Here is a 24,159-nt window from a genome sequence, read left to right on the forward strand (position 1 = left end):
GAAGCAGAACTGTATACGTCGCCCTTAACGCGTCAGATTATGCGTATCACGCCATCTTGGCCGATGCGCTGCCACGGCAGCCCGAGCACCAAGCCCGCCAGTTGCTCGTGCGTGAGCAACTGCTGCTTGGGTTCGCTGCCAGCGTGCGGCCAGACGAACCGCCCCTCGTTCAGCCGGCGCGCTGCCAACCAGATGCCGATGCCATCGTGGACGAGAACCTTCAGTCGGTTGGCGCGGCGGTTGGTGAACAGATAGGCGTGGTGCGGATGCGCGGCGCCGAACACCTTCACCACGCGCCCCAACGCCGTGTCGAAGCCGGCCCGCATGTCCAGCGGATCGACTGCTAGCCAGATCTCGTCGACACGAATCACCGCAGCCACTCGCGCAGCCACGTCGCGCATTGCGCGGCTTCGGAGACCGGCCAGCTCACGGTTATCGACTGACTGCCCCGGCGAACTTCGACACGGATCTCCGTCGAGGCTACCTCCTTTACTCCCATAGCAACAGGGACGAACGCTGGTAGGGGTGTCGATTGAGCTTCTGCCGGGCCTTCAGACAAACGCTTTGGAAGTTTGCCTTCTGCCTGATCAAGCCAGCGGCGCGATAGATTCGCGTTGAGCCGATGTTCCAGCGCCACGGCCGACACTGACACGCCGGTGCCTTGGCAAGCGGCGACAACGCGCGCCAGAATTCTTCGGTTATAAGCGCCGACGACGGCGACGCGTCGGCAACGCCTCTTCTTCGATAGTGTTCACGTGTCCGCTTATTCGCTTTAGTGGACACGATACTCCCAACTGTTTCAGCTACATTCAAGGTGAGTTGCCGAGCCGCTTACGGCCGTTCGATCCGGCGACGCGCTCAAGCGAAGGAGTCTATGCAGTTGACGGCGACGAGTGGCGCGTGTTGAAGGGCGCGGCTAGCGCGGTATTCGCCCAATGCGGAACCGACGCAGCCCAACGCGAAACCGCGCAGGCAGCACAGCAGGTGCTTGCAGAGGGCGGTGCGCGCGTGCTGGCGATCGCGGCCGGCCCGGCAGGGGCCATTCGGCTTCTCGGTTTTGCTCAGTCTGGCCGATCCGCCACGGGTCGACGCAGCAAGACTGATTGCGAAACTCGGCCAACTCGGTGTGCGCGTGATTATGGCAACCGGCGACGCCCTGGAGACGGCACGAGCCATCGGAAAGCAACTCGGTGTCGGGACGCGCGTCTGTGTGGCCTGTAGCGGCGACCTAAGTCAACCAGAGCACTGCGATATCTTCGCCCGAGTACTGCCCCAAGACAAGCATGCAATCGTACGGGCTTTGCAACAGGCTGAACATGTCACGGGCATGACGGGCGATGGTGTCAATGACGCGCCGGCGCTTCGGCAGGCCGAACTTGGTATAGCCGTCGCCAGCGCGACGGACGTAGCGAAGGCTGCAGCCGGCATAGTCCTGACGGATCCAGGTTTATCGGGCATCCTTACCGTTATCACCATGGGGCGCGATGTGCACCGTCGCATGCTGACTTACATTCTTAACAAAATCGTGAAGACGCTTGAGATTGTCGTGTTTCTCACGCTCGGTCTTTGGCTGACCGGCGGCTTCGTGATCTCGGCGCGTTTGATCGTGCTGCTGCTGTTTGCCAACGACTTTGTGACGATGAGCATCGCGGTTGACCGGGTGCGGCCGGCGAGCCACCCTCAGCGCTGGCAAGTCGGACAGCTCGTCGGAGCTGCTGCTCTGCTCGCTGCGGTCTCGCTTGTTTTCTCGCTATCGTTGTACGGCCTCGCACGCACCCAGTTAGGTCTGACCTCGACGCAGATGCAAACTGCGGTGTTCCTGATGCTGGTATTCACGACCCAGGCCAACGTTTATGTACTGCGCAACGATGGCCGGTTATGGACATTGGCCCCGGGATTTGCCATGGCATCTGCCAGCGTTGCAGACGTGGTGCTCATTAGTGTAATGGCCGTGACTGGGACGCTGATGACGCCGATTCCGATCGAACTGGTCATCGTCATGGTCGGCGTCGTTGCGCTCTTCGCGCTTGTTCTCGACCAAGTCAAGCGGATCGTGTTTCAACGCTTCTCGCTCACTTGATCAATGACTGTAAGCGCAGGTCTTGCGTTCAGACATTGCGTGCTGCTCCGAGGGTAACGGAGTTCGGCCTAAGGGGACTAGTATGGCCGCTCGCTAAGGCCGCACAAGGGTGAGGGTGCCTCTGTCGCGACCGGGTAATAACAAATGACTCAAATTGGGGTGATCGTCAGGAAACCGACACGCCGAGGAGACGTCCGACACCAAATGTAAAAGCCGCCGCTGCAAGACCAATGACGATCTGACGAACTGCGGAGAAACCTGCGCTTCTTCCGTTGAATAGCGACGTAAAGACCCCGATCGCTGCAAGCGCAAGGACGCTCAACCCGATGCATTGCACAATCGCGAATTGACCAGAAGACCATAGGAATGGCATCGCAGGAAAGACTGCCCCGACGGCGAAAAGACAAAATGACACTCCTGCCGCGGACCATGGATTCCCGCCTAGCTCGGCTGGATCGAGGCCAAGCTCTTCGCGCGTGAGGGCATCGAGCGCTTTGTCCTTATCTCTCATGATTTGTGACGCGACGCGACTTGCTTCTTCGCTGTCGAGCCCCTTCGCCCGATAGATCAAGCGAAGCTCATGCTCTTCTGCTTCAGGCGTGTGCTCCAATTCGTCGGCTTCTTTTTGGATCTGTGTCTTCGCCAGCTCCCGGGCATTGGTGACCGATAGCCATTCACCCAGCGCCATGGAGCAGGCGCCGGCAATGATACCGGCAAGTGCCGTCAGGAGAATCGCCTTGTTTTGGGTGCCTGCGCCCGCAACACCCATAATCAGGCAGAAGTTCGACACCAACCCATCGTTGGCACCGAGCACAGCAGCGCGAAGATCGTTGCCAGAGGATACGCCCCTGTGCCACGACTCGGCATTGGCGATTTCGGCGCCTTTTGTCGCGGCAGGCTTGCCATCGTTCGCCATTGCCTGAACGACGCTGGCGTGGTGGTGCTCGTCTGCTGACATCTTAGCCGTGTCAGGATTGCCGGCATATTTGTTCCGATCTGCGAATTCAGCGGCAGCGAGCGACGGGAGGACAAAGCGTGGGCCGAACGCGCGGACCAGCGCCTTCATCAGTCCCGTCTTAATGCTTGGGCCTGTGCGAACACGTTGATGGTTAGCTCGGAGCTTATCTGCCCACACTTGAGCGTGCTGCCGCTCCGATGAGGCCAATTCCGCGAATGTCCGCTTTCGGTCCGCCTCCTTTTCGACGCGGGCGAGAGTCTCGTAGATCGCTGCGCTGTGCAACTCATCAGCTAAGTTTGCGCGATAGCGTCGTAGTTCGTTTTTCGATGCCATAGAGGCTATGCCATGGGATAGACGTAAGACTTTAACCCGGAAGTGCTTCAAGGCGCCGGCAAGACCCTTGGTGCGCCTATAACCAAGAATGGCAATGGTTCGTATTTGCGGACGTCCTTGTCGAGAAAGATGCGATCCACGCATCGATTCCGGCTAGACGCTATGGGTTTCTTAAGAATCGCCGACTACAATCACGGCACTGGTTGCTCGAAGCCCCCTCTCGGTGGCGAAGCTCTCACATACAAGGTCCGTCTTGAAGCGAGATCTCGTCCGCATCGTTAGTGCGCATACAAAGCCGCAGCGCTAGCAGCGATGCTGATGCAACTTACTGAACTCGTCACTATTCAATGCTTTGGGATTCCGGAGGCTCTTTGAGCCGCCCCGATTTAGGCTGGCGGTTGCTGCGGCGATGGTCGCATTCGTTGGCGCGTCGCGGCTTGTCAGCTATCTCGCGTACACGAGTATCAACTGTATCGTCAACGTCGATGCCCGAAACGATTCACCTGACAGCCGAGGCGCGGTAATGCGATTCTTGAGCCAAATGCATCGTGACTTTACAGGCTCAGCGCCGGTGGCTCCAATTGACCCTGACGCCAGATCCTAACCAATTGGTCCTTTCCGATCGAGCTTATGCAGCGCAACCAGCTATCCAACGCTACCGACACCGTCACTCGAATTGCAGCGGGCGATGACCGTACGACGTACGATAACACTTCAATCTTCCTCCACTGGTTAACAGTCGGTTTGGTCCTCGCGCAATTTGGGCTGGCGCAGATCTGGGAATACGTTCCGCGGCCAACCCGGCATCTCATGATCGTGGCGCACATGTCGCTGGGCATTCTCTTGGCGGCGGTGATTGTGCTGCGGATCGTTTGGCGTCTATCGCCAGGACACGAGACGCCGCCCGCCACAGCTGGTTGGACAGAGCGTGCGGCCCAGGCGATTCACTATCTGCTCTATGGTCTGTTGGTTTCAGAGGCGGTGCTTGGTTTTGTTCTCCGTTGGTCGGGAAACGAGTCCATAAGCTTCTTCGGACTGCTGCTCCCACCACCGTTTGCACCTTTCAGTAAGTCAGTTCATCACGACATCGGGAGGCACACGAATTCATCGCATGGACGATCATTGTGATGTCCGCCTTCCACGCGGCCGCCGCTTTGTTTCATCACTTCATCGTGCGAGATTCTGTGCTGATCCGTATGCTGCCGCACCTGAAGAAACGGTGAGAACGGTGACGGCCACTGTGCACACGCCTGCTAAGCAACGCAACGGCCATAAACCCCGCAGTATTCAGAGTCCCGCAATCACGTTTCTCAGCTTTTCGCGCAGTTCTTCCGCGATAGACGCTAGCGCCGAATTATTAGTGGCTTGCATCGACGCAACCGGGTCAACGGTCGCAACTTCAACGTCACCGCCCGCCGGCTCGTGGATTACGACGTTGCAGGGCCGCATGGCGCCGATCTTTTCTTCCGCTTGCAACGCCCGATAGGCAAAGGTGGGATTGCAGGCACCCAGAATTCGGTAGCGCCGAAAAGCGATGTCGATCTTCGCCTTTAGAGTGCCTTGGACATCGATATCCGTGAGAACGCCGAATCCCTGACTCGTCAACGCGTCGATTACACGACGGACCGCGTCGTCGAATGAAATCGCAAGAGTTTTTGCAAAGTAGTAGGCCATATGGGCTTCTCAAAAATGTATGAGATTGCGTAGTCCATGCCACGTTGTCGATCCCAGGCTTAATCGTTTGGGCATATAGCGCCGCCGCCGTCCCGTGGGCCGATACTTCATCCCGTGCAGGACCCGCTCCGTTTTGAGAAGTCGCATGTCATCGTTTGAAGGAGAATGTAGCCTGATGTCGTCCTTTTGTTTGTCGCGAGAAGCGCGGTGCGGAAATTGCTTCGCGTAGCCTGCTTTTCTGGCCTATTGTCATTGTTTGCGGCGCCGGCGCCGGTTTCCTCGGCAGATCTCCCTCCAGTTATCAAGACGCTGCAGGCGCAAGGTATGAGCCTCCTGGGCCCCCTACCCGCGCCCCCCGGCATGACCGGCTGGGCAGGGCGGGCAGGCGTTCAACCACTTGCACTATATGTGACGAAGGACGGGCAGGACGCTATCGCTGGAACCTTCATCGACAGAAACGGCAACGATTTGACTGACGACGTGCTCAAGGCGTCCGCTGAACCGTCTATCTCGAAAGAACTCTGGGCCCAGTTGGAGCATGCCACCTGGGTCGTTGACGGAAAGCCGACTGCGCCAAAGGTCGTGTATGTTTTCACCGATCCCAATTGCCCGTATTGTTCGAGGTTCTGGGTCGAGGCGCGCCCTTGGGTGGATGCCGGACGGGTGCAAATCCGGCACGTGCTTGTCGGCATACTTACGCCTAGCAGTCCTGGAAAGGCTGCCGCACTGCTCACGAGTCGTGATCCGTCATCGGCCTTGCACGACTATGAAGCGCGGCAGACGAAGACGGTTGACGCTCAGATGGCGGCCGGCCACGCTCGGGCTCTTGAGGACAAGACGCTGGCGCCACTCGACCCGATCCCCGTCGACATCGCAAAAAAGCTAGCGGCAAACGCGGAGCTGATGCATGCCTTTACGATGCAAGCGACGCCGGGTTTTGTCTGGCGCGACAATGCGGGAGCTGTTCAGGCGCGCACTGGCTTGCCACCGGATCAACTCGAAAGCGTGCTCGGGCCGAAGCCTCGCTGAGCGATCGACCCAACAATGCTGTTAGCCGCGCAGGACACGTGACGGTGCCTATCGCGGGGCTTCCGACCGGTCGTTAGGCACGGCGTGCTCATTTCGGGAAAAGGTGCTTGAGCGCGTCGGATAGCGTCGCTTGTGAAAAGGGGCCTAGGTGCTCAGCGACGAGACGCCCTGATCGGTCGTAAAACAGTGTGGTCGGGTAACCTCTCACGGAGAGTCGTGTAGCAAGGTTACCGCGTGGATCGTGAAGCGAATGGTCAAGCGAATGCCACGCGCTTCGAGATAAGGCCTTACGCCTGACGTGTCGATGTCTTCGTTCAGAAAGATGAAGTTCACGCCGGGCATCTCTCGCTGCATCTGTGCAAAGACCGGAAGCTCGGCTTGACACGGCGGGCACCAGGTCGCCCAGACGTTAATCACTGTCGGTTTTCCGGAAATCTGGATGATCTCGGTCGTATCAGTCGTGGTGGGCAGGGTCGCTCGAGGTAGATCAGGTTGCACCATTTGAGACGCGAGAACTTGTCCAGAACCGTAGACGACCGTGCCGGCAAGGAGTGCGACAATTACTGGAAGGCGGCGAGCATCCTTTCTTGTTAAACGCCAGGCTAAGATAAGGAATGATCCAAGCAATCCGGCCGGAGCGTCGAATCCGAGGTCTTGTACATCCAGGACTTGCAAAAGGTCGCCGTAGTCGGAAACATAGCGTGCAACGAATGCCAATCGAGCGACAAGCAATCCGACACAAATCACAATCGCGACGTCTGCCTCGGCGGTAGCGCGCCCGGGGCCGAGCACACCGGCAACCGACAGAGCTGCAAACACTGCCAACAAGAAAATCAACGGAGGCAGCGGTATAACAAGATGTCCAATCTGCATGATGGGTTTGCCGGCACCAAAAATTCAATGTGTTGCTGGGGCTCTGGGTCAGGCCGCCATTGCGACCTTCGCGACCATGCCTATCGCAATGAGTCCGGCGACCACCGCAAATGCCTGTTGCAGTCGTTGACCGCTCAAGCGATTCCCGATAAGCCTGCCGCCTAGCATGCCGATCATCGCGCCTGCGGCAAAAGGCACACCGACCTGCCAGTTCATCCGCCCGATGAGCGCTGTTGAGATGACGCCGGAAGCCGACACCAGCGTGATGACCGCGAGCGATGTCGCCATGATTGCTTGAACGGGAGCATTGGTTGCCTTCTGAAGCGCTGGCACGATGACGAATCCGCCACCTACGCCAAGCAGGCCAGACAAAAAACCGGCACCGATGCCAGCAAGGGCGATTGCTCTCGTACAGGCGGCAGTCCACACGAACCGGCCGGTGCCACCGTGCAACTGGCAGGGCTGGACAGGTTGGTCGCCCTGCACGGGCTGGGGTGTGCCGGTGGTGCCCTGCCTAAACAACCGCAGCGCCACATATGCTAGGACCGCTGCGAAGATGAGCGCAAGCGGCCCGTTCGGGAGGCGATGCGCGAGCCACAAACCCACGGGAGAAAATACTGTTCCCACCGCTGCCATCAACATAGCGGCCCGGTAGCGCACCAATCGAGCGCGCAGTCCCATGACTGCGCCTAATGCGGCCGATACCCCGACCGCCAGCAGCCCGACGGGCGCGGCTTCTGCAACGCCCAAATGAAGCCCGAACAGGAGCAGTGGAACGGCGAGGATGGCGCCGCCGGCACCGGTAAGCGCGAGAATGAGGCCGACTATCCCACCTAGTAAGGCGCTATTGACTAAAACGTGATCCACAGACTGACCTTTGTGAAAATGGTTAATCAACTGCTGGGATGTAGACGAGTGGGCTATTCATGCCCGTTGCATGGTCGCTTTTGCCCGCTCCACGAGTTCGAAGACGACCATGCCAGCGATCATTGCCGCCACGAAACCGACAGCTTTCGGATATCCCGCGCCGAGCGCGACCAATGCCGGGCCTGGGCAAAATCCGGCTAAGCCCCAGCCGATACCGAAAACAGCGCTGCCGAAGATTAGTCTCGACGTGATGGCCGTGCCGGCCGGAAGTTGCATAGGCGCTCCAAGGAGCGAACTGTTTCGGCGCTTCGCGACAAAAAATGCCAGAGAGCCGACCGCGATGGCTCCGGCCATCACAAAGGCAAGCGATGGATCCCAGCGGCCCGCGAGATCGAGGAAACCCAGCACCTTGGCGGGATTCGCCATGCCGGAGACCATCAACCCGATACCGAAAAGCAAGCCAGCGAGTAGGGCCGCGAGGCGTGTCATGAGGGCAGTCATATCAGCCTCCAATCAGGTGACGTTGCACGAAAACAGTCAAGATTCCGGCCAACATGAAGGTAGCGGTTGCGGCCAGCGAGCGCACCGACCCACGCGACAGGCCGCAGACGCCGTGACCGCTGGTACAGCCGCTGGCGTAGCGGGTGCCAATACCCACGAGAAACCCAGCAGCGAGGATAGCTCCCCAGCCTGCTTCAATGTCCACGTGAGTAGACCTGCCGAGGACGCTTGCTACGACGGGCGCGCCTATCAGACCGGTGAGGAATGCAATCCGCCAGCCAACGTCATTGCGCGGCCAGCTCAGCAGGCCGCCGATGATGCCGCTTATTCCCGCGATTCGGCCGTTGCAAAGCACGAGCACGGCGGCGGCGATGCCGATCACGAGTCCCCCCGCCAGCGACATGCCGGGTGTGAAATGGATGACGTCAATCAGCATGATGGATCCCCTTACTGCTGCGGGCAGAATTGTTCATAAAGTACCGCCATCACCGCGAGGGCTTGCGGGCTGGCCACCGAATAGAAGATGTTTTTGCCCTCGCGGCGCGTATTCACCAGGCCGCTTTCCCGCAACACGCCCAACTGCTGCGAGAGAGTGGGCTGCCGGATGCCGAGCAGTTGCTCCACTTCGCCGACGGAAAGCTCTCCTTGGGAAAGCTGGCACATCAGGAGCAGGCGGTCCGGGTTGGCGAGAACCTTCAGCAGGGCGCATGCATTTTCGGCGCCGGCCTGCATCGTGGCCAGATCGAGCGTCGGATTGGGATTGGAGTGTTTCATAAAATGTTCACGATCTATCTGAATATAGTATATTGCAAAACATAATGTTTGTGAATAGAATGGGCGCATCAGGGCAACACATGAAGCCCATCATTCACCCGTTTTCGACTCAGCGACCTGGACCGTGACATACGTGGTTTACGAGGAAGGTGATTCAGCGTGCGCCATCATTGACTCAGTGCTGGATTACGACCCGAAATCGGGCCGCACGTCTACGGCCAGTGCCGACAACGTGATTGCTTTCGTGCGCGAGCGCGGGCTGCGTGTCGAGTGGATTCTGGAGACCCATGCGCACGCCGACCATCTCTCTGCCGCCACGTATCTCAAGCGAAGTCGGTGGCCACATCGCGATCGGCAAGAACATCTGCCGGGTGCAAGGGGTGTTCAAGAAGCTCTTCAACCTGGAGCCCGAGTTTCGCCTCGATGGGTCGCAGTTCGACCATCTTTTCGCCGATGGCGAAACGTTTGCCATCGGCGGCTTGACAGGAAAGGCGATGCATGTGCCGGGTCACACGCCAGCTGACATGGCCTACCGGATCGGCGACGCCGTATTCGTCGGCGATACGCTCTTCATGCCGGACGTGGGCACCGCTCGTTGTGACTTTCCGGGCGGCGATGCGCACGAGCTCTATCGTTCCATACGCAAACTGCTGGACCTGCCGTTGCACACACGGCTCTTCATGTGCCATGACTATCCGCCCGAGGGACGCGAACCCACATAGGAAACGACGGTGGGTGCGCAGCGCGATGGCAACATCCATGTGCATGAGGGTGTGAGCGAGGAGCAGTTCGTGGCGATGCGGCAGGCACGCGATGCGACCTTGGCGATGCCCATGCTGATATTGCCGGCGGTACAGGTCAACGTCCGGGCGGGCGACCTTCCTCCGCCGGAAGAAAACGGAATCCGTTACCTCAAGATCCCGCTCAATGCTGTTTGATGCAGTGCTTGCCTGGCGTGGCGTCGAGAACGCCAGGCCGGCGCGTGGTTCAACGCTTTCAGGAAGTACCTCATGATTGTGCGCCCCCTCGCCACCGATCTTTCCGTTTCTCCTCAAATCAGTACTACTGATGTCTCAACTTTACAGGAACTCGGCTTTCGGTCGATTGTGTGCCACCGACCGGACGGGAGGCGCCGAACCAGCCTTCGTTCAGAGAGATCGCTCACGCAGCGAACCTGGCCGGAATTCAGTCGATCTATCAACCGGTTGTACCGTGACTGGGTTTGATCGAAGAGGCCGTTGTGTTCGCAGCGCTTTGTGCCGAATTGCCCAAGCCGATCCTCGCCTATTGTCGCACCGGAACGCGGTCCACGACCCTGTGGGCGATGTCGCTGGCGGGCAATGTTACTTCGGCTATGGCGCGCGAGCGCACACAGCGAGCTGAATCCGATTCGGCAACCGTGGTGCCGGGAAACAAAGACGTACAGGCGGCGTTGGTGGAAGTTGTCGAGGCGGAACACACTGTAGTGATCGTCGGCGGGGGTGCGGCCGGAATCGCGGTGGCGTCAAGTTTGCGCGCCCGCGATCCCAAAATGGATGTCGCCATCATCGATCCTGCTGACACACACTATTATCAGCCAGGGTGGACGCTGGTGGGCGCCGGGATATTCGACGCCGCCGATACCGCGCGCACGATGGCCTCATGCGTACCTCCAGGCATTCATTGGATCAAAGCCGCCGTGCTAGCGTTCGAGCCCGACACTCACGCGGTGGTAATCGAGGGAGGGCGGAAGGTACGCTATCAGCGACTTGTCGTCTGCCCGGGGATCAAGGTCAACTGGCATGGCGTCGAAGGGCTCGTCGAAACACTGGGCCGCAACGGCGTGACCTCGAATTATCGTTTTGACCTCGCACCGTACACGGCGGATCTGGTCAAGCGAATGCGTGGCGGCACGGCGCTCTTTACTCAGCCGCCCATGCCCATCAAGTGTGCCGGCGCACCGCAAAAGGCGATGTATCTTTCGTGCGATACGTGGCGACGTAACGGTGTGCTGCAGAGCACGCAGGTGCAGTTCTTCAACGCAGGAGCCGCGCTATTTGGTGTGCCAGACTATGTGCCTGCGCTAATGGAGTATGTCGAGTCATACGGCATCGACTTGCGCTTCGGCCATACGTTGAGGAGCATCGATGGATCTCGCGGTCGCGCAACCTTCGAGCGCGTGCTAGCGGATGACAGCACGGACCGGGTCGAGTCGGATTTCGACATGATCCATGTGGTGCCCCCACAGACGGCGCCGGACTTCGTGCGCTCGAGTCCACTCGCGGACGCGGCCGGCTGGATCGATGTCGATCGCGGCACCCTGTGTCACACGAAGTATGAGGATATCTACGCGTTAGGCGACGCGATCAACGCCCCGAACGCAAAGACGGCGGCCGCCGCCCGCAAGCAGGCACCTGTCGTCGCACACAATGTTTTGGCAAGCCTGGGTCGCGTCGCTAGGATCGCACTGTACGACGGCTATGGATCATGTCCGCTAACGGTAGAGCACGGTAAGGTCGTGCTCGCGGAGTTTGTCTATGGTGGAAAGCTTGCACCGAGCTTTCCGGCCTGGCTGATCGACAGCACGCGGCCGTCGCGTCTAGCATGGTTCCTCAAGGAACGAGTTCTGCCGCCGCTTTACTGGAACGGCATGCTCAAGGGACGCGAGTGGATGGCGCGTCCTGCTCAGGTTGAGTGAACTTGAGCGCCGAATGCAATCGCGCCTGGTAAGGGCGGATTAAGCATTGGATTGTCGCTCGTGAAGGGCTTTGTGGAACAGCATGGCGGTACAGTGGTTGGCGATGGTGCGGTCATTCGGCGCGGATGTCCGATCAATTACCACAAACTGCCAAATCGCGACAACGCTGGTTCTTTATTGCAGAGCGTCACCGGGACCCAGTTCCGGGTCCCCGTCTTTTGAAGTGACGCCACGTGCGTGCTGCTTTGACTGATGGAGCGGTTCTAATCGGCACGGTAACCTTGCGGTCGCCCGGTTGCCGATCAAACCGGCCAGGGTTGTGTCATTTACCTGTCGGCGCGACGTCAGCCGATCTGTCGTCGGTGCGCGGCGCTACTCGCCATACAGCGTTGCCGACGTCGTCAGCCACAAGCAAGGCACCATGCGCGTCCAGTGCGACACCAACGGGTCGACCCACGGCGTAGCCGTCTGTCGTCAGGAAGCCGCTCAGGAAATCCTCAGGTACGCCAGCAGGTTTTCCATCGAAAAATGGCACAAACACCACCTTGTAGCCGGTACGTGGTTTACGGTTCCATGACCCATGCTGGCCGACAAATGCGCCTCCACGATAATGAGGCGGAAACAGCGTTCGGTCGTAAAAGACCAGACCGAGCGAAGCCGTATGATTGCCGAGCGCATAGTCCGGCGCGATGGCTTTTGCAACCAGATCGGGGCGTTGCGGTTTGACGCGGGTGTCGATGTGCTGTCCGTAGTAGCTGTAGGGAAAGCCATAAAAAGCGCCATCTTTCACGGCGGTCATGTAGTCGGGGACAAGATTGTTGCCGAGATCGTCGCGCTCATTGACTGCCGTCCACAACGCGCCACTGTCCGGTTGCCAGGCAAGTCCGTTGGCGTTGCGCAATCCAGTCGCATAGGGCCGCACATGGCCCGTGTCGATGTCGAACACGAGGATACGCGCTCGACCTTCTTCGGCGTCGACTCCATTTTCCCCCGCGTTGCTGTTCGATCCCACCGTGATGTACAGATGCTTGCCGGAGCGATCCGCCAGGATGTTCTTGGTCCAGTGATGGTTGATCGGCCCTGCCGGCAAGTCGGCAACCTTGACCCCGGGGCTTGTTATCTGGGTGCTGCCCGTCACATAGTTGAAACGCAGCAGAGCGTCCGTATCGGCAACATAGAGTTGATTGCCGATGAGCGCCATCCCGAACGGCGAGTGGAGGCCACCCAGAAACACGGTCTGAGTCCTCGCGACGCCGCTGCCATCCACATCGCGCAACAGCACAATGCGATCGGGGCTCGGCACACCGGCGCCGGCGCGCTTCATGACCTGCTTTCTGACCCAGCCGAATAGGCCGCTGCCCTTATCGTGTTCTTTTGGCGCGTCGCTTTCCGCGACCAGCACGTCACCATTGGGCAGCGTGTAAAGCCAGCGCGGGTGGGCGAGGCCACCGGCAAACTCCGTGACGCGAAAGCCTGCGGGAGCAGTGGGCGTGAAATCGTCGGGGCGCGCCTGAACAGGCGCGATGTTGACCATCGGAATCAAGGACGATTCCGGTGCCGGCATGACGGGCGACGAGCCGAAGCCGGTGTTGCTTGAAGCTGATGGCCCAATCGCACAAGAGGCCAGCGGCAAAACCAGTGAAATAGCCAGACGGTTTAGCAGGCGCATGTAGGTTCCGAGTGAACAGCGTTAATCGACGGTGTACGGGACGAACAGCAATAAACCGGCCATGACGTTGCCTGTTAAATGCGCAAACTATTCGGTGATTCAAGTGGAAAACCTCGGGCTCCCGGCTTCGGTCGTGCTGACCCCCATTGACGGTCGTGCGGGAACAGCAGCGGAGTCGAGCATCCGAATATCTCCTCCCCCGGCGTCAGCTTTCCTTAAGATAAAGTCGCTAGGGTCTGTTTACATTTGCCGAAATGTGCTTACATCTCATCTTTTGCGTAAGTTTGCGGATGAGCCGAACACTGTTAAACGACGACGTATGGAAGCGATTAGAGCCGCTGTTGCCCGGCAAGCAAGGAGATGCGGATCGTCGATGCACGGACAATCGCATGTTCGTTGAGGCCGTGCTGTGGATTGCTCGCACAGGCAGTCCTTGGCGCGATTTGCCGGAGGAGTTCGGTCGATGGCATACGGTGTACATACGTTTCTCACGATGGCGTCGCAAAGGCGTGTGGGAACGTGTCGCACAGGCACTGGCCGAGCACGGCGAAATCGAGCATGTGCTGATCGATTCGACCATTGTCAGAGCCCACCAGCATGCAGCCGGCGCACTGAAAAAAACGGAGCGCAGGGGCTCGGACGATCGCGAGGGGGGCTGAGCACCAAGATTCATCTGGCAGTCGATGCAGCAGGTCGAGCGTTGCGATTGATCATCACCGAGGTCAGGTCGCGGATATCGCGTGCGCGCAGGAATTGGTCGAGGGCCTGCGCGCCAACGCGATCATCGCCGACAAGGGCTACGACGCTGACGTCTTCGTCAAAAGCATTCGCGCCAGCCGTGCCAAAGCGGTTATCCCGCCACGCTCGAACCGCAAAACACGCCGTCGCTACGATCGAGCCCTGTATCGGCAGCGCAATCTGGTCGAGCGATTCTTTAGCCGTATCAAGCATTTCCGTCGCGTCGCCACTCGATATGACAAACTCGCCCACAGTTACCTCACATTTGCCTCAATCGCATGCACCTTTGGCCCGCTCGTGAATGTGAACAGGACCTAGCATCTATCGGATTTGCGTAGTGCTTTTTTCAGGCCAGCAGGCAATGTCCCGGGCGTAGTTGAAGGTTGAAGGCGGCGGTTCCCCGTTGGAAATCCGAGAGAATCGGGTTTCGACGACCAACTTCCCGGACAGGGAACCAGGAGAACCGCCAAATGAAGCGTACCAAGAAGAAGCCCCAAAGCGCCAGCGCGCCGTTGCACGTGGTGCCCAAGCAGGACCCGGAAGGACTGCGTGCCTGTTTTGCCGAGAACAGTCAGCTCCTGTTGCCCATGCTCGATCTGATTCAGAACACCCGCGCGAGCATCGACGAGTTGATGCACGAAGCCGGCCGTAGCCTTGTCGAGCAACTGCTGGTGATCTCGGCGACGGAAGTCGCCGGCGAGAAGCATCCGGGCCGCAGAGGCGGCGAGATCCGCTGGCACGGCTCGCAGCAAGGCCAGATTGTGATGGACGAACGCAAGTTGAACGTGAAGCGGCCGCGCCTTCGGCGTCGTGGCGGCGGCGAAGTGCCGGTCCCCGCCTACGAGCAATTGAACGAGAATCCGCGGCTCGCCGAGCGCGTGCACGAGATCATGGTCACGGGCGTGTCGACGCGCAAATATGCCAGGTCCTGCCGAGATGGCCGGCACCGTTGGCATCTCCAAAGCAGCGTCTCGCGCGAGTTCATCAAGGCCAGCCAGACGGCGCTCACCGAGCTGATGGGGCGGCGCTTCGATGACAAGGACTTTCTGGCGATCTACCTTGACGGCATCATCGTCGACTCACGTCACATCATCGCCGCTATCGGCGTGGACAGCCCCGGCGAGAAACACCTCCTGGGTCTCGCGAGCGGGTCAGTGAGAACGCCCAGGTCGTCAGGATCTGTTGCGCGGACTGATCGAGCGCGGCGTGCCTGCGGATCGCGAATACCTGTTCGTGATCGATGGTTCCAAAGCGCTGCGCTCGGCCATCGAGGAGTTCTTCGGCGAACGCGCCCACGTGCAGCGCTGCCGTGTGCACAAGCAGCGCAACGTCCTCGAGCGCCTGCCCAAGGAGAGCGTTTCGCAAACCGCCGCGATCATGAAGGCCGCCTACAAGTTGTCGACCGACGATGGCATCGCCAAGCTCAAGACGCACGCGGCGTGGCTCAAGGCCGACTATCCGGACGCCTCGGCCGCACTGCTCGAGGGCTGGAGGAAACTTTCACGGTGAACAAGCTGGGCCTGACGCCGGCGCTCATGCGCGGGCTGTCGACGACCAACATCATCGAGAATCCCAACGGCGCGGTGCGCCGTGTCGCGAAGGCGCGTGAAGCGCTATCGCGACGCCGACATGGCGTTGCGCTGGACAGCCGCGGGCTTCCTGGAAGCTGAGAAGCACTTCCGAAAAATCCTCGGCGTGAATGAACTCTGGATTCTCGCTGCGGCCTTGAAACGGTCACGCTCGAAATCAATTGACCATGATCGGAAGGTTGCCTAACCTATGCCGCACCCGCCGTCCCAACCTTCAACTGTCTTCGGGACATCGCCGGCCAGCAACTCAAGATTCGCAGGCCGCGCATCCCCATCGATTCATCAAGTCGTGACAACGAGGAGCAAGAATGGCGAAGATCTACAAAATGCAGCGTCCGGCATATGACGCGGTCGCACGCACACTGCACTGGCTAACCGTCCTGTTGGTCGCAATGCAATTTGTGATCGGCTGGACGATGCCGGACGTTCACAAAGACACGCAGCCGGTTGATCTGATCGCGTGGCATCTTGGGGTGGGCGCGACGCTCGTCGCCGTCATTGCAATCCGGGTGATCTGGCGATTGACGCATTGGCCCACGCCGGATGAACTGCCACCGCTACTCAGCGTCGTTTCGCGCATAACGCATGTTCTCCTCTACGCCGCCCTGGTGCTGGTGCCGCTGCTCGGCTGGATCAATGCGTCCTCAAGAGGCTGGGCGGTCCGCTTGCTGGGCGTAGTGTCCTATCCGGCGCTGAGCGAAACAGGCTCCCGCTTCGGCCACGCGATGGGCGATGTGCACGGCATCCTCGCATGGGTGCTCTTCGCGTTGATAGGTCTGCATGTCGTCGCAGCGCTGTTCCACCGCTTTGTCCTGAAGGACCATGTGCTGCAAAGGATGCTGCCCCACGCAAGGCCGTCGCCTGATCAGGGTCGAGACCGCTAGGGTCCGCCAATGCCTAACACTCACAAGGAACCGCATCGAATCAAGGCGATCGGGTGGCTACGCGCTGCGGTCCTTGGCGCGAACGACGGCATCATTTCGACGGCAAGTCTGATAATCGGCGTCGCGTCCGCGCATGCCGAACACGGCCATCTGGTGCTGACCGGCCAGGCCGGATTGGCAGCCGGCGCGATGTCGATGGCGACAGGCGCGTACGTATTGGTCTCGTCGCAAGCGGATACAGGAACTGCGGCTTCCTGCCGATGCTTGCTTCGTGGCGGCATGCGGTGCGCCGGGACTTGTGCGACGGGTGTTGTGAATCGCGCAATTTCAGGACGGGCGGTTGAGCTCGCGCTTGTTTGCTGCGCGTCCGACCTTTCTTCTGATGCCGCAGACTTGGCCCAATGTATTCGTACCTCATGTTTTCCCAAGCCGTTCGCATGAATCAACCGGCGAACCACAGCCATCGTCGCGAAAGCTGGCATCAAAATCGGAAGGACGGACTGTTGAAGCCTCAGAGCGGATGTGGATCGGGATGAAAGACCGCCGTTGCCGAGCACCGCAGCCGCGGATTGCCCGTCTTTAAAGAAAGAGGAATGCCGCGCCTGCGGTGATGGTTGGTGCGAGCGCGGCGCCGAGCAATCTCAGGGGGCTTACCGCGCCTCCAGAGAACCGATGTCCCACTATCGCCAAGCCGGCCGGGTTGGGCGCGTTAGCAATTACGGTCAATCCGCCCCCAGTAACAGCTCCTGCCACGAGCAGATACTTTGCGCTGTCAGACAAACCAGATAATAGTGACCCCAGATAAGTGATGGCGGCATTATCCATCACCGCGGTCAGCCCGGTAGCGCCAAAAAAGAGAGTCAGCGCATCCATAGAACCCACGACCGGCCCCAGCCACCATTGTTGCAGTCCGCCGAGCACAATCAAGCCGCCGAGGAAGAATGCAACCAGGAGGCTTTCACGAAGCATGAGCGGCGATTGATGGCGCTCGTAAGCCTGGGTATATCAAGGAAAAAGAAATGCTCCGATGAAAACGACCGCATGATGTGAATTGACGACGACCAGCGCAAGAAATCCTAGATGGACAAGTGTCACGCCGACGGGGACGCGCTTCAGTCCCGAAGTCTCATCGTCTTTGCTGACCTGTAGCCTCGGTATGCTATTCGCGGTTAGCCCAACGAAGACAGTCGCATTAAGAAGCACTGCGGCCGCCGCTTTCCAGCCAAATGTCGCCGCCATGAACGCGGTGTTCCATCCCCACACATTTGCAACCATTAATACTGGCGGGGCCGCATATGCAGTTATAACGCCGCCGATCGAAACATTAACGAAGAGCAACGCAAGGCCAAAATATTTGACGCGCTCCGGCGTCTGAGCAACGAACAACCGGTCACGTAGCAAGAGCGCCGCGAGCGTCATAGCAGCCGGCTCCGTTACGAAGGAACCGAGAAGCGGGATGGCAGACAAGGAGAACCAGACGATCGCCACTTCCGTGCGCACCGGAAGGAAACGAGACAGCCCAATCACCGCATTCGTGACAAGCACCAAAATCGGCCGGCTCGCCGCCATGACCATGATCACAAAGACAAAGAGCGCCTCTGTGAACTCGCGATGCTCTAAGTAGCCGACGGTCGCCTCGGCCCCAACAAGCACCCACATGACAAGACACAGCACAAGCGCCCAAAAGCCAAAGATGACCTCGACCTCTGCAAGAAAATGGAAGAGACCTGAGTGCTTAGGAAAGCGCCGGCCAAGTGTCTCGATTCGCGCTACGGCGAAAGTGTGGATGAGTGCGAGTGCGAAAATGACAGCGGCAGCAATTTCAATGAAATGAGGCATTGGTGGAAAGCGCGTGCGGAAGCAAACCCGCGAGTTCATTGTATTCATATCTTACAACAACCATTCACCGCGGAAAGCGGACGGGCGCCAGTCCATTGAGGCAGTTCGTGACACGAGCGGCGATACCCAAGAGGAGCTATCAACGCGTTGTTACCTCTTTCTCAGGGCTACAACGTCACTGATGCGGCGATCGTGGAGGAAGCGGACCCGTGCCAATACGGTATCGGCTAGCATCTGCTATTGACCGCGCCTACAAAGCGCACAACCTCGCCGCTGGCAACCTCAATTGCGATCAACGTGCAAGCAACAGCGAGGTGAGCGGGCGGAACGTGTCGCGTCTCTAAGATCCGCGTAAGTGGCTTTGGCTGGATAGCTCGGGATTGCGAACCCGTCACTCCGGATGCGAAAGCGGCCCTAGGCATTTATGGCACAATGTGCTTCTTCTGAAGGCTGGTGCTCGCAATGCCTGTTAGCCGATCTCAACTCGCGTGCAGTTTCCCTTAGGTTTACCTTGGTAACGTTGTGGCTTCCCGCGAGCTTTGCGCAACAGAGCAAACAACTCTTCTTCTCAAGGCATTAATCGACAGGCGATCGCAATCGTGTTGTGTCCCAAGTTATGAGAACGTCCAGAAAATTCGTGCGCTTGTCCAGCCACACCCTTGATCCGAATGTGCTGGAACGTTGGCGATCGAGCGTGCTCAGCGGCGGCTTTGCCGTTTTGTTCGTAGCACTGATCGCACGCGCATTTTGGGTACAAGGCATTAACGATGCGTTTTACCGCCAACAGGGAGAATTGCGGCAGGTGCGCGACTGGCCAACGCATGCTTCACGCGGTAGGATCCTTGATCGTAACGGATTGGCGCTTGCCATCAGCAGTCCAACTCGTTCGCTCTGCGTGGACGCGTCAGGCACCGACGAGCGCATTTCGCGACAGCAGATCGACGCGCTCGCTCGGCTTATAGACGTAAGGCCGACTGCGATCGAGCAGATTTACGCAGCACATCGCGGATTCGCCTATCTGAGGCGGGAAGTGCCACCTGATGTCGCCGAACGTGCGCTGCGTCTCGGCCTTCCCGGACTTTTGCGCAGGATGACTATCGACGGTCGTACCCGGAAGGCGAGATCGCCGCCCAGATCACCGGCTTTACGGGCCAGGATGGAAGCGGGCAGGAAGGGATGGAGCGTTTCGCTGAACAGCGCCTGCGCGGAGCGGACGGACATCGACGGGTGCTTCGCAATACCCGCGGACAGGTGATTGACACCCTCAGCGTTCAAGCGCCCCGCAACGGCCGCGACCTCGCGCTCGCGATTGATCGTTCATTGCTGTATGCTGCGTTCGGCGCTTTGCGCGACGCGGTGATGCGATCAAATGCGAGATCAGGTTCCGCTATCTTACTGGATGCACACACCGGCGAAGTTCTCGCCATGGCCAACTGGCCGAGCTACGATCGAATCAGCACGATGCACGAAGTGGCATGGAAGTGCGCAATCGCGCCGTGACGGACGTCTTCGAGCCAGGCTCGGTGATGAAGCCGCTGACTATTGCGCTCGCGTTGCAGCGAGGACGAATTGCGCCCAACACAATCGTCCCTACCGACGGTGGGAAACTTCGACTCGATGGGCGAACCATTCACGACGACAAGAACTTCGGCACTCTCACCACCGCAGGGGTCGTTGAGAAATCGAGTAACGTGGGCACGACCAAGATTGCCTTGCTGCTCTCGGCTGCTGACATGTACGGAAACTTTCACGCGTTGGGGCTCGGTCACGCGCCTCGTGCTGGACTTCCCGGCGCGGCGGCAGGAAGGGTGCGCCCTTATCGCCACTGGCGCCGGATCGAGCAAGCGACGATGGCTTACGGTTACGGACTTTCCGCGTCGCTGCTGCAGCTTGCCCAAGCTTATACGAGCTTCGCGAATGGCGGGCGGATTGTGCCCGCGACAATCTATCGCCGAGATTCAGGATTATCGATGCCAGTGGGACGCCGCGTCTATTCGGAACGGGTTGCACGACAAGTGCTTGGGATGATGGAGAATGTGGTTTCCGCCGACGGTACTGCGCCGCGAATATGCCGTGCCAGGTTACTCCGTCGCCGGTAAGACGGGAACCGCGTACAAATGGACGACAAAGGGCTACGATCGTCAGCAATATCGGGCTTCGTTCATTGGAATCGTGCCTGCTAAGCGGCCAAGAGTGGTGATTGCGGTATCGATTGACCGGCCACTGCATGGATCACATTTCGGCGGCGCCGTTGCTGGGCCGCCATTTGTCACGATCGCAACGCAAGCGATGCAAGTCTTGAATGTCGCGCCAGACAAGTCCACCGGGAAGAAGGCAGGCGTCAGGCCACGATGTAGCGCCACTCACTGGTCGGCGAGCGACATGACGGTCGCACCGGGAGGTTGCTCGACGCCTTAACATGAAGTAGACCCACCTGATTTACGCCACGGCATATGCATATACCATTTTCGAGAAGGCTTCAGGAAACAAGAGTGAGCGCGCGCCAGCTGCTTGCGTTGCTGTGTCTTGTCGGTCCAGTGTGCGCGCACGCCGCTACTTGTAGTGAGACGCAAGAGGTACGCATCGTCGGTGATGCGCCTGCCGCGATTAGCTACGACATTTTCCAGGCGAGTCGACCAGTCGATGCGCGAAAGCTTCCATCGTTCATCGCTGCGCAGCGGTCAAAATGCTTCCGGATGGAACTCTCGCATGTATCGTTACCGACGACGGTGTGGCCGACCCGGCGGCGATTCTAATTCAGGTCCCAAATGAACCCGTGAACTATTGGGTGAGGAGTTGGAACGTCGAGTTCCTGAGCGCTGCCTACTAGACGCGTGTGCGCATGGTGTGCGTCGAGCGAACCAGTTGAGCAACCGTCGTAGCGTCGCGGCCTTCGTCAGAAGCCTACCGCCAGCGCAAACGACTGCGTTGCGGGCCGCTATCCGCGATGGTCAACCGGTCGGACTCGACGTACCGATTTTGCCTACCGCTTTGGGGCGTATGGTAATGTGAAGGCGGCTTGCACCAATGGATGCTCTCTCTTAGCCGCCGCCTCGTTGCAAAGTCGGCCCGCAGAGTCCTAACGCGGTGTTGACGATAGCGAGGTGTGTGAGGGCTTGTGGGAAGTTTCCGGCGAGTTGCCTGCTCGGGGCGTTGTACTGCTCTGAAAGTAGGCCAAGATCGTTTGCAACGGAGAGTACGCGTTCGAACTGCATCTTAGCTTCCGCTGTGCGCCCTTGCATTTGCAGACAATCGGCCATCCAACACGAACACGCCAAAAAAGCGCCTTCGTTCGGTTCGGACGAAGCCTTCTTGTGCCGACGTATCAAACCCTTCTCATCCAAGTCACAGCGAATCCTTTCGATGGTCGAGGCCATGCGAGCATCGTCGGCAGGTAGGAAGCCGACGAGCGGCATCAAAAGCAGACTTGCATCCAACTCCTCACCTCCGTAGAACTGGGTGAAGGCGCCGAGTCCGTCGTTCCAGCCTTCACGGCAGATCTCCGCGTGGATGGTCTCACGCAATGCGGTGAACCGCGCGATGAGATGGGCGTCTACGCCTTCGATCGAGGATCGATGTTCGACGAACCGATCAAACGCGACCCATGCCATCACCCGAGTAGGTGGAAGTGACGTGGTTTGGCGCGCGACTCCCAGATCCCCGAACCGGGTGTGTTCCAGACGGACTCAAGATGCTCGACAATGCGCCGTTGCACAATATCATCCTGGCTTGACGGCGGCATGCCCGCGCGACGTGCCACGTCGAGGCAGTCTATGACTTCGCCGAGGACATCCACCTGGTGCTGACCCGCAGCGGCATTGCCGATGCGTACGGGGCGGGCGTAACGGAAGCCCTGTAGCCAGTCAACGTTCCATTCATGCACGTGCCGCCCGCCATCGACGCGGTACAGGACCTGGATGTGCTCCGGCGAGCCGGCAATGGTGCGCAATACCCAATTGCGCCACGCGTATGCCTCTGCATCGAAGCCGGCATTCAGGAGCGCGACCATGGCAAAGCTTGTATCTCGCAGCCAGCTATATCGGTAATCCCAGTTGAGTTCGGCCGCGGGCGCCTCAGGTAGCGATGTGGTGGGCGCAGCAACGATCGCGCCGGTACCATGGTGAGTCAACGCTTTCAAGGTGAGGAGCGAGCGTTTCACGGCGCCAGGCCACTCGGTGCGCGCGGTATCGAACTTGCCGATCCAGCCACGCCAATAAGTTTGCGTATCGAGAAGCGCGGCCTCTGCATTGACGGCGCGCGGTAGCGGCTGATGCGACCTACCGTAGCTCATGACGAAAGCGATACGGGCACCGGCGGCAACGTCGAATACAGCTTGGATGATGTCGTCGGCTAATGACAGTTGCACATCGGTGCGCAAGACGACCTGGTCAGGTCCGATGCCAGCCTGTAGCGTACGGTCGATCCGCTCCACCCAAGGCGAGAGGCGCCCATAGTCGAAGCGCAGACGCAAAGTAGAACGCATCGTGACGGTCCCTCGCAATCCGACGACGATGCGTACTACCGAACTGGGGAAGTTGCCGACCGGCATGAAGTCGATGATGCGGACATGGCCGCCAAGCGTTTCAAAGTCGGTTTCGACGATGACGGTGTCAGGCTCGTAGCGGCGGTCTTGCCGGACCACTGCCTCGTCCGGTGCTAGAGACCAGGAGCCGTTCTCGGGGGTGCCAAGTAACGCTGCGAAGCACGCATCGTCATCAAAGCGCGGCCAGCAAAGCCAGTCGATCGAGCCGTCGCGGCTCAGTAGGGCCGCCGTGCTTCCGTCGCCGAGCAGTGCGTAGTCTTCGATCTGGCGGGTCATTTCGAGGACCCCGAGCGCCGCAAAAGACTCACCAAACCCACGGCGCCAAGGCAAGCAAGCGACCAGAACAACGTGCGATGGCGATCCGTGAACATTTCCCAGCTCTGCTGCTTGGCCTGCTCATCGAAGCGTCCGTGTGCGCTGAAGTCTCCAGGTACCGGTTCGAAGAGATTGTTGGGCGAACCCGGCACTAATGATTCGGCGGTCAGCTGACCGCTGTAACCGCTTTTCGCAAGATAGCGATCAATGAGCGCAGGCGCGACACGGTTGGCGAGGATCGCCTTGACTGTCAGGAAGCCCACCCAGACCTCGCGCCGACGGTGAGTCGCGGCGAAGTAAATGGCGCGCGCGGCGACTTCAGGCTGGAAAATAGGGCGACGGGCCGCGCACGCTGCCCATTTGTTGAGCGCCCAGTCGAACTGGGGGTGTTCACGGCAGGCAGGTCGACCATGGTCAGATGAACGTTCAGCCGGTCGTGAATGATTTCAGATCGTAACGAATCGGTGAAACCGCGAATGGCGAATTTTGCGCCGCAGTAGGCCGATTGAAGGGGAACCGACCTGTACCCTAGGGCAGAACCGACGTTCACGATCGTGCCTCGATTGCGCACACGCATGCGTGAAAGTGCGGCCATCATGCCGTGCACCTGTCCGAGATAGGTGACTTTGGTGGCGCGTTCGATTTCTTCGGGGTCAACAAGGACACGGGCGCAAAGGCAGTCGCCATCGCGGCGTTCACCCAGACGCTTATCGGCCCGAGTGTCTCTTCAACTTCTGTTGCCGCGGCATCGACCGCGCCTGCATCGGCTACGTCAGTTGAAATGGGCAGTGCGCGCACGCCGTAGGCGTTGCGGAG

General features: G+C 59.4%; 21 protein-coding genes and 9 pseudogenes. 15 read left to right on the forward strand and 15 right to left on the reverse strand.

Features of this window, described 5'->3' with window-relative positions:
* Nucleotides 1-32: 32 nt before the first annotated feature.
* Nucleotides 33-401 carry an IS66 family insertion sequence element accessory protein TnpB gene (tnpB, locus tag LY284_RS36965; protein ID WP_014194149.1) on the reverse strand — a complete coding sequence of 123 codons (369 nt, stop codon included), beginning with the start codon at nucleotides 399-401 and terminating at the stop codon, nucleotides 33-35.
* Between the two features lie 656 nt (nucleotides 402-1,057).
* On the opposite strand from tnpB, the gene LY284_RS36970 reads away from it, so the two are divergent.
* On the forward strand, nucleotides 1,058-2,080 hold the full coding sequence (locus tag LY284_RS36970; protein WP_233392170.1) for an HAD-IC family P-type ATPase: 1,023 nt from the start codon (nucleotides 1,058-1,060) through the stop codon (nucleotides 2,078-2,080).
* Between the two features lie 166 nt (nucleotides 2,081-2,246).
* Here the strand turns inward: LY284_RS36970 and LY284_RS36975 are convergent, their stop codons facing one another.
* Nucleotides 2,247-3,371 carry a VIT1/CCC1 transporter family protein gene (locus LY284_RS36975; protein WP_008344675.1) on the reverse strand — a complete coding sequence of 375 codons (1,125 nt, stop codon included), beginning with the start codon at nucleotides 3,369-3,371 and terminating at the stop codon, nucleotides 2,247-2,249.
* Between the two features lie 630 nt (nucleotides 3,372-4,001).
* On the opposite strand from LY284_RS36975, the gene LY284_RS36980 reads away from it, so the two are divergent.
* Nucleotides 4,002-4,499, forward strand: coding sequence for a cytochrome b (locus LY284_RS36980; protein ID WP_233392172.1), 498 nt, complete (start codon nucleotides 4,002-4,004; stop codon nucleotides 4,497-4,499).
* Nucleotides 4,499-4,594, forward strand: a complete 96-nt coding sequence (locus tag LY284_RS39450) for a hypothetical protein (RefSeq protein WP_375294350.1) — start codon at nucleotides 4,499-4,501, stop codon at nucleotides 4,592-4,594. Before LY284_RS36980 ends, LY284_RS39450 begins: the two co-directional genes overlap by 1 nt.
* Before the next feature lie 64 nt (nucleotides 4,595-4,658).
* Here LY284_RS39450 and LY284_RS36985 read toward each other — a convergent pair whose 3' ends face one another.
* Nucleotides 4,659-5,045 carry a DUF302 domain-containing protein gene (locus LY284_RS36985; RefSeq protein WP_233392175.1) on the reverse strand — a complete coding sequence of 129 codons (387 nt, stop codon included), beginning with the start codon at nucleotides 5,043-5,045 and terminating at the stop codon, nucleotides 4,659-4,661.
* A 207-nt stretch (nucleotides 5,046-5,252) separates the two neighbouring features.
* On the opposite strand from LY284_RS36985, the gene dsbG reads away from it, so the two are divergent.
* Nucleotides 5,253-6,074 carry a thiol:disulfide interchange protein DsbG gene (dsbG, locus tag LY284_RS36990; protein ID WP_233392177.1) on the forward strand — a complete coding sequence of 274 codons (822 nt, stop codon included), beginning with the start codon at nucleotides 5,253-5,255 and terminating at the stop codon, nucleotides 6,072-6,074.
* A gap of 88 nt (nucleotides 6,075-6,162) precedes the next feature.
* On the opposite strand, the gene LY284_RS36995 is transcribed toward dsbG, so the two are convergent.
* Genes LY284_RS36995 through LY284_RS37020 form a run of 6 tightly spaced genes read right to left on the reverse strand, consistent with a single transcriptional unit; the run spans nucleotide 6,163 to nucleotide 9,089 of the window.
* Nucleotides 6,163-6,282, reverse strand: coding sequence for a hypothetical protein (locus LY284_RS36995; RefSeq protein WP_233392179.1), 120 nt, complete (start codon nucleotides 6,280-6,282; stop codon nucleotides 6,163-6,165).
* Entirely contained in the window at nucleotides 6,279-6,947 is a 669-nt protein-coding gene (locus LY284_RS37000; protein ID WP_233392181.1) for a TlpA disulfide reductase family protein, read from the reverse strand. The genes LY284_RS36995 and LY284_RS37000 overlap by 4 nt, the downstream gene beginning before the upstream one ends.
* Before the next feature lie 48 nt (nucleotides 6,948-6,995).
* Nucleotides 6,996-7,814, reverse strand: coding sequence for a sulfite exporter TauE/SafE family protein (locus LY284_RS37005; RefSeq protein WP_233392255.1), 819 nt, complete (start codon nucleotides 7,812-7,814; stop codon nucleotides 6,996-6,998).
* Between the two features lie 57 nt (nucleotides 7,815-7,871).
* Complete coding sequence (locus tag LY284_RS37010) at nucleotides 7,872-8,303, reverse strand: DUF6691 family protein (protein WP_033537289.1); 432 nt, start codon at nucleotides 8,301-8,303, stop codon at nucleotides 7,872-7,874.
* A 13-nt stretch (nucleotides 8,304-8,316) separates the two neighbouring features.
* Nucleotides 8,317-8,751 (reverse strand): YeeE/YedE family protein, encoded by a 435-nt coding sequence (locus LY284_RS37015; RefSeq protein ID WP_008344669.1) that lies wholly within the window; start codon nucleotides 8,749-8,751, stop codon nucleotides 8,317-8,319.
* 11 nt (nucleotides 8,752-8,762) lie between these two features.
* On the reverse strand, nucleotides 8,763-9,089 hold the full coding sequence (locus LY284_RS37020; protein ID WP_008344668.1) for a metalloregulator ArsR/SmtB family transcription factor: 327 nt from the start codon (nucleotides 9,087-9,089) through the stop codon (nucleotides 8,763-8,765).
* A gap of 80 nt (nucleotides 9,090-9,169) precedes the next feature.
* On the opposite strand from LY284_RS37020, the pseudogene LY284_RS37025 reads away from it, so the two are divergent.
* Together LY284_RS37025 and LY284_RS37030 are read left to right on the forward strand one after the other, a co-directional pair.
* Nucleotides 9,170-10,027 (forward strand): annotated as a pseudogene (locus tag LY284_RS37025) (MBL fold metallo-hydrolase).
* 72 nt (nucleotides 10,028-10,099) lie between these two features.
* A pseudogene (locus tag LY284_RS37030) lies at nucleotides 10,100-11,766 on the forward strand (TIGR01244 family sulfur transferase).
* Nucleotides 11,767-12,088: 322 nt separating this feature from the next.
* Here LY284_RS37030 and LY284_RS37035 read toward each other — a convergent pair.
* Nucleotides 12,089-13,435 (reverse strand): sorbosone dehydrogenase family protein, encoded by a 1,347-nt coding sequence (locus LY284_RS37035; RefSeq protein WP_233392183.1) that lies wholly within the window; start codon nucleotides 13,433-13,435, stop codon nucleotides 12,089-12,091.
* Between the two features lie 290 nt (nucleotides 13,436-13,725).
* Between LY284_RS37035 and LY284_RS37040 the strand changes: the two are divergent.
* The 5 genes and pseudogenes from LY284_RS37040 to LY284_RS37055 all read left to right on the forward strand — a co-directional run.
* Nucleotides 13,726-14,491: pseudogene (locus LY284_RS37040) on the forward strand (IS5 family transposase).
* Nucleotides 14,492-14,805: 314 nt separating this feature from the next.
* Nucleotides 14,806-15,258 (forward strand): annotated as a pseudogene (locus LY284_RS38920) (IS256 family transposase); the annotation flags it as partial.
* 148 nt (nucleotides 15,259-15,406) lie between these two features.
* Complete coding sequence (locus tag LY284_RS38925) at nucleotides 15,407-15,682, forward strand: transposase (protein WP_309243248.1); 276 nt, start codon at nucleotides 15,407-15,409, stop codon at nucleotides 15,680-15,682.
* A gap of 388 nt (nucleotides 15,683-16,070) precedes the next feature.
* The gene (locus LY284_RS37050) at nucleotides 16,071-16,646 is read left to right on the forward strand and encodes a cytochrome b (protein ID WP_233392185.1); all 576 of its coding nucleotides are present in this window, start codon (nucleotides 16,071-16,073) and stop codon (nucleotides 16,644-16,646) included.
* Nucleotides 16,647-16,655: 9 nt separating this feature from the next.
* Nucleotides 16,656-16,898 (forward strand): annotated as a pseudogene (locus tag LY284_RS37055) (VIT1/CCC1 transporter family protein); the annotation flags it as partial.
* A gap of 327 nt (nucleotides 16,899-17,225) precedes the next feature.
* Here LY284_RS37055 and LY284_RS37060 read toward each other — a convergent pair.
* Nucleotides 17,226-18,485: pseudogene (locus LY284_RS37060) on the reverse strand (putative Na+/H+ antiporter).
* Nucleotides 18,486-19,101: 616 nt separating this feature from the next.
* Here LY284_RS37060 and LY284_RS39455 point away from each other — a divergent pair.
* From LY284_RS39455 to LY284_RS38930, 4 genes and pseudogenes are all read left to right on the forward strand, one after another.
* Nucleotides 19,102-19,461 (forward strand): annotated as a pseudogene (locus LY284_RS39455) (penicillin-binding protein 2); the annotation flags it as partial.
* Between the two features lie 122 nt (nucleotides 19,462-19,583).
* A pseudogene (locus LY284_RS37065) lies at nucleotides 19,584-19,985 on the forward strand (penicillin-binding protein 2); the annotation flags it as partial.
* A complete protein-coding gene (locus LY284_RS37070) occupies nucleotides 19,961-20,584 on the forward strand; it encodes a penicillin-binding transpeptidase domain-containing protein (RefSeq protein WP_255727892.1) in 624 nt (207 codons plus the stop codon). The pseudogene LY284_RS37065 and the gene LY284_RS37070, both read left to right, overlap by 25 nt.
* Nucleotides 20,520-20,903, forward strand: coding sequence for a penicillin-binding transpeptidase domain-containing protein (locus LY284_RS38930; RefSeq protein WP_255727893.1), 384 nt, complete (start codon nucleotides 20,520-20,522; stop codon nucleotides 20,901-20,903). The genes LY284_RS37070 and LY284_RS38930 overlap by 65 nt, the downstream gene beginning before the upstream one ends.
* 623 nt (nucleotides 20,904-21,526) lie before the next feature.
* Here LY284_RS38930 and LY284_RS37075 read toward each other — a convergent pair.
* The 4 genes and pseudogenes from LY284_RS37075 to LY284_RS39470 form a co-directional block, all read right to left on the reverse strand.
* Nucleotides 21,527-23,304, reverse strand: a pseudogene (locus LY284_RS37075) (glycoside hydrolase family 15 protein).
* Nucleotides 23,301-23,606, reverse strand: coding sequence for a hypothetical protein (locus LY284_RS39460; RefSeq protein ID WP_375294351.1), 306 nt, complete (start codon nucleotides 23,604-23,606; stop codon nucleotides 23,301-23,303). Before LY284_RS39460 ends, LY284_RS37075 begins: the two are co-directional and overlap by 4 nt.
* The gene (locus LY284_RS39465) at nucleotides 23,594-23,941 is read right to left on the reverse strand and encodes an SDR family NAD(P)-dependent oxidoreductase (protein ID WP_375294352.1); all 348 of its coding nucleotides are present in this window, start codon (nucleotides 23,939-23,941) and stop codon (nucleotides 23,594-23,596) included. Before LY284_RS39465 ends, LY284_RS39460 begins: the two co-directional genes overlap by 13 nt.
* Nucleotides 23,938-24,141: a hypothetical protein gene (locus tag LY284_RS39470; RefSeq protein ID WP_375294353.1), complete on the reverse strand. Its 204-nt coding sequence runs from the start codon at nucleotides 24,139-24,141 to the stop codon at nucleotides 23,938-23,940. Before LY284_RS39470 ends, LY284_RS39465 begins: the two co-directional genes overlap by 4 nt.
* Between the last annotated feature and the right edge of the window lie 18 nt (nucleotides 24,142-24,159).

This window comes from Caballeronia sp. PC1 (genome assembly GCF_021353155.1).
Taxonomy (GTDB): Bacteria; Pseudomonadota; Gammaproteobacteria; order Burkholderiales; family Burkholderiaceae; genus Caballeronia; species Caballeronia cordobensis.

Excerpts from the sequence above, each read along its gene's own strand:
- tnpB (WP_014194149.1), bottom strand. The coding sequence starts at position 401 with ATGCGCGACGTGGCTGCGCGAGTGGCTGCGGTGATTCGTGTCGACGAG.
- LY284_RS36975 (WP_008344675.1), bottom strand. The coding sequence starts at position 3,371 with ATGGCATCGAAAAACGAACTACGACGCTATCGCGCAAACTTAGCTGAT.
- LY284_RS36980 (WP_233392172.1), top strand. The coding sequence starts at position 4,002 with ATGCAGCGCAACCAGCTATCCAACGCTACCGACACCGTCACTCGAATT.
- LY284_RS39450 (WP_375294350.1), top strand. The coding sequence starts at position 4,499 with ATGTCCGCCTTCCACGCGGCCGCCGCTTTGTTTCATCACTTCATCGTG.
- LY284_RS36985 (WP_233392175.1), bottom strand. The coding sequence starts at position 5,045 with ATGGCCTACTACTTTGCAAAAACTCTTGCGATTTCATTCGACGACGCG.
- LY284_RS37000 (WP_233392181.1), bottom strand. The coding sequence starts at position 6,947 with ATGCAGATTGGACATCTTGTTATACCGCTGCCTCCGTTGATTTTCTTG.
- LY284_RS37010 (WP_033537289.1), bottom strand. The coding sequence starts at position 8,303 with ATGACACGCCTCGCGGCCCTACTCGCTGGCTTGCTTTTCGGTATCGGG.
- LY284_RS37015 (WP_008344669.1), bottom strand. The coding sequence starts at position 8,751 with ATGCTGATTGACGTCATCCATTTCACACCCGGCATGTCGCTGGCGGGG.
- LY284_RS37020 (WP_008344668.1), bottom strand. The coding sequence starts at position 9,089 with ATGAAACACTCCAATCCCAATCCGACGCTCGATCTGGCCACGATGCAG.
- LY284_RS37035 (WP_233392183.1), bottom strand. The coding sequence starts at position 13,435 with ATGCGCCTGCTAAACCGTCTGGCTATTTCACTGGTTTTGCCGCTGGCC.
- LY284_RS37050 (WP_233392185.1), top strand. The coding sequence starts at position 16,071 with ATGGCGAAGATCTACAAAATGCAGCGTCCGGCATATGACGCGGTCGCA.
- LY284_RS37070 (WP_255727892.1), top strand. The coding sequence starts at position 19,961 with ATGGAAGTGCGCAATCGCGCCGTGACGGACGTCTTCGAGCCAGGCTCG.
- LY284_RS38930 (WP_255727893.1), top strand. The coding sequence starts at position 20,520 with ATGTGGTTTCCGCCGACGGTACTGCGCCGCGAATATGCCGTGCCAGGT.
- LY284_RS39465 (WP_375294352.1), bottom strand. The coding sequence starts at position 23,941 with ATGATGGCCGCACTTTCACGCATGCGTGTGCGCAATCGAGGCACGATC.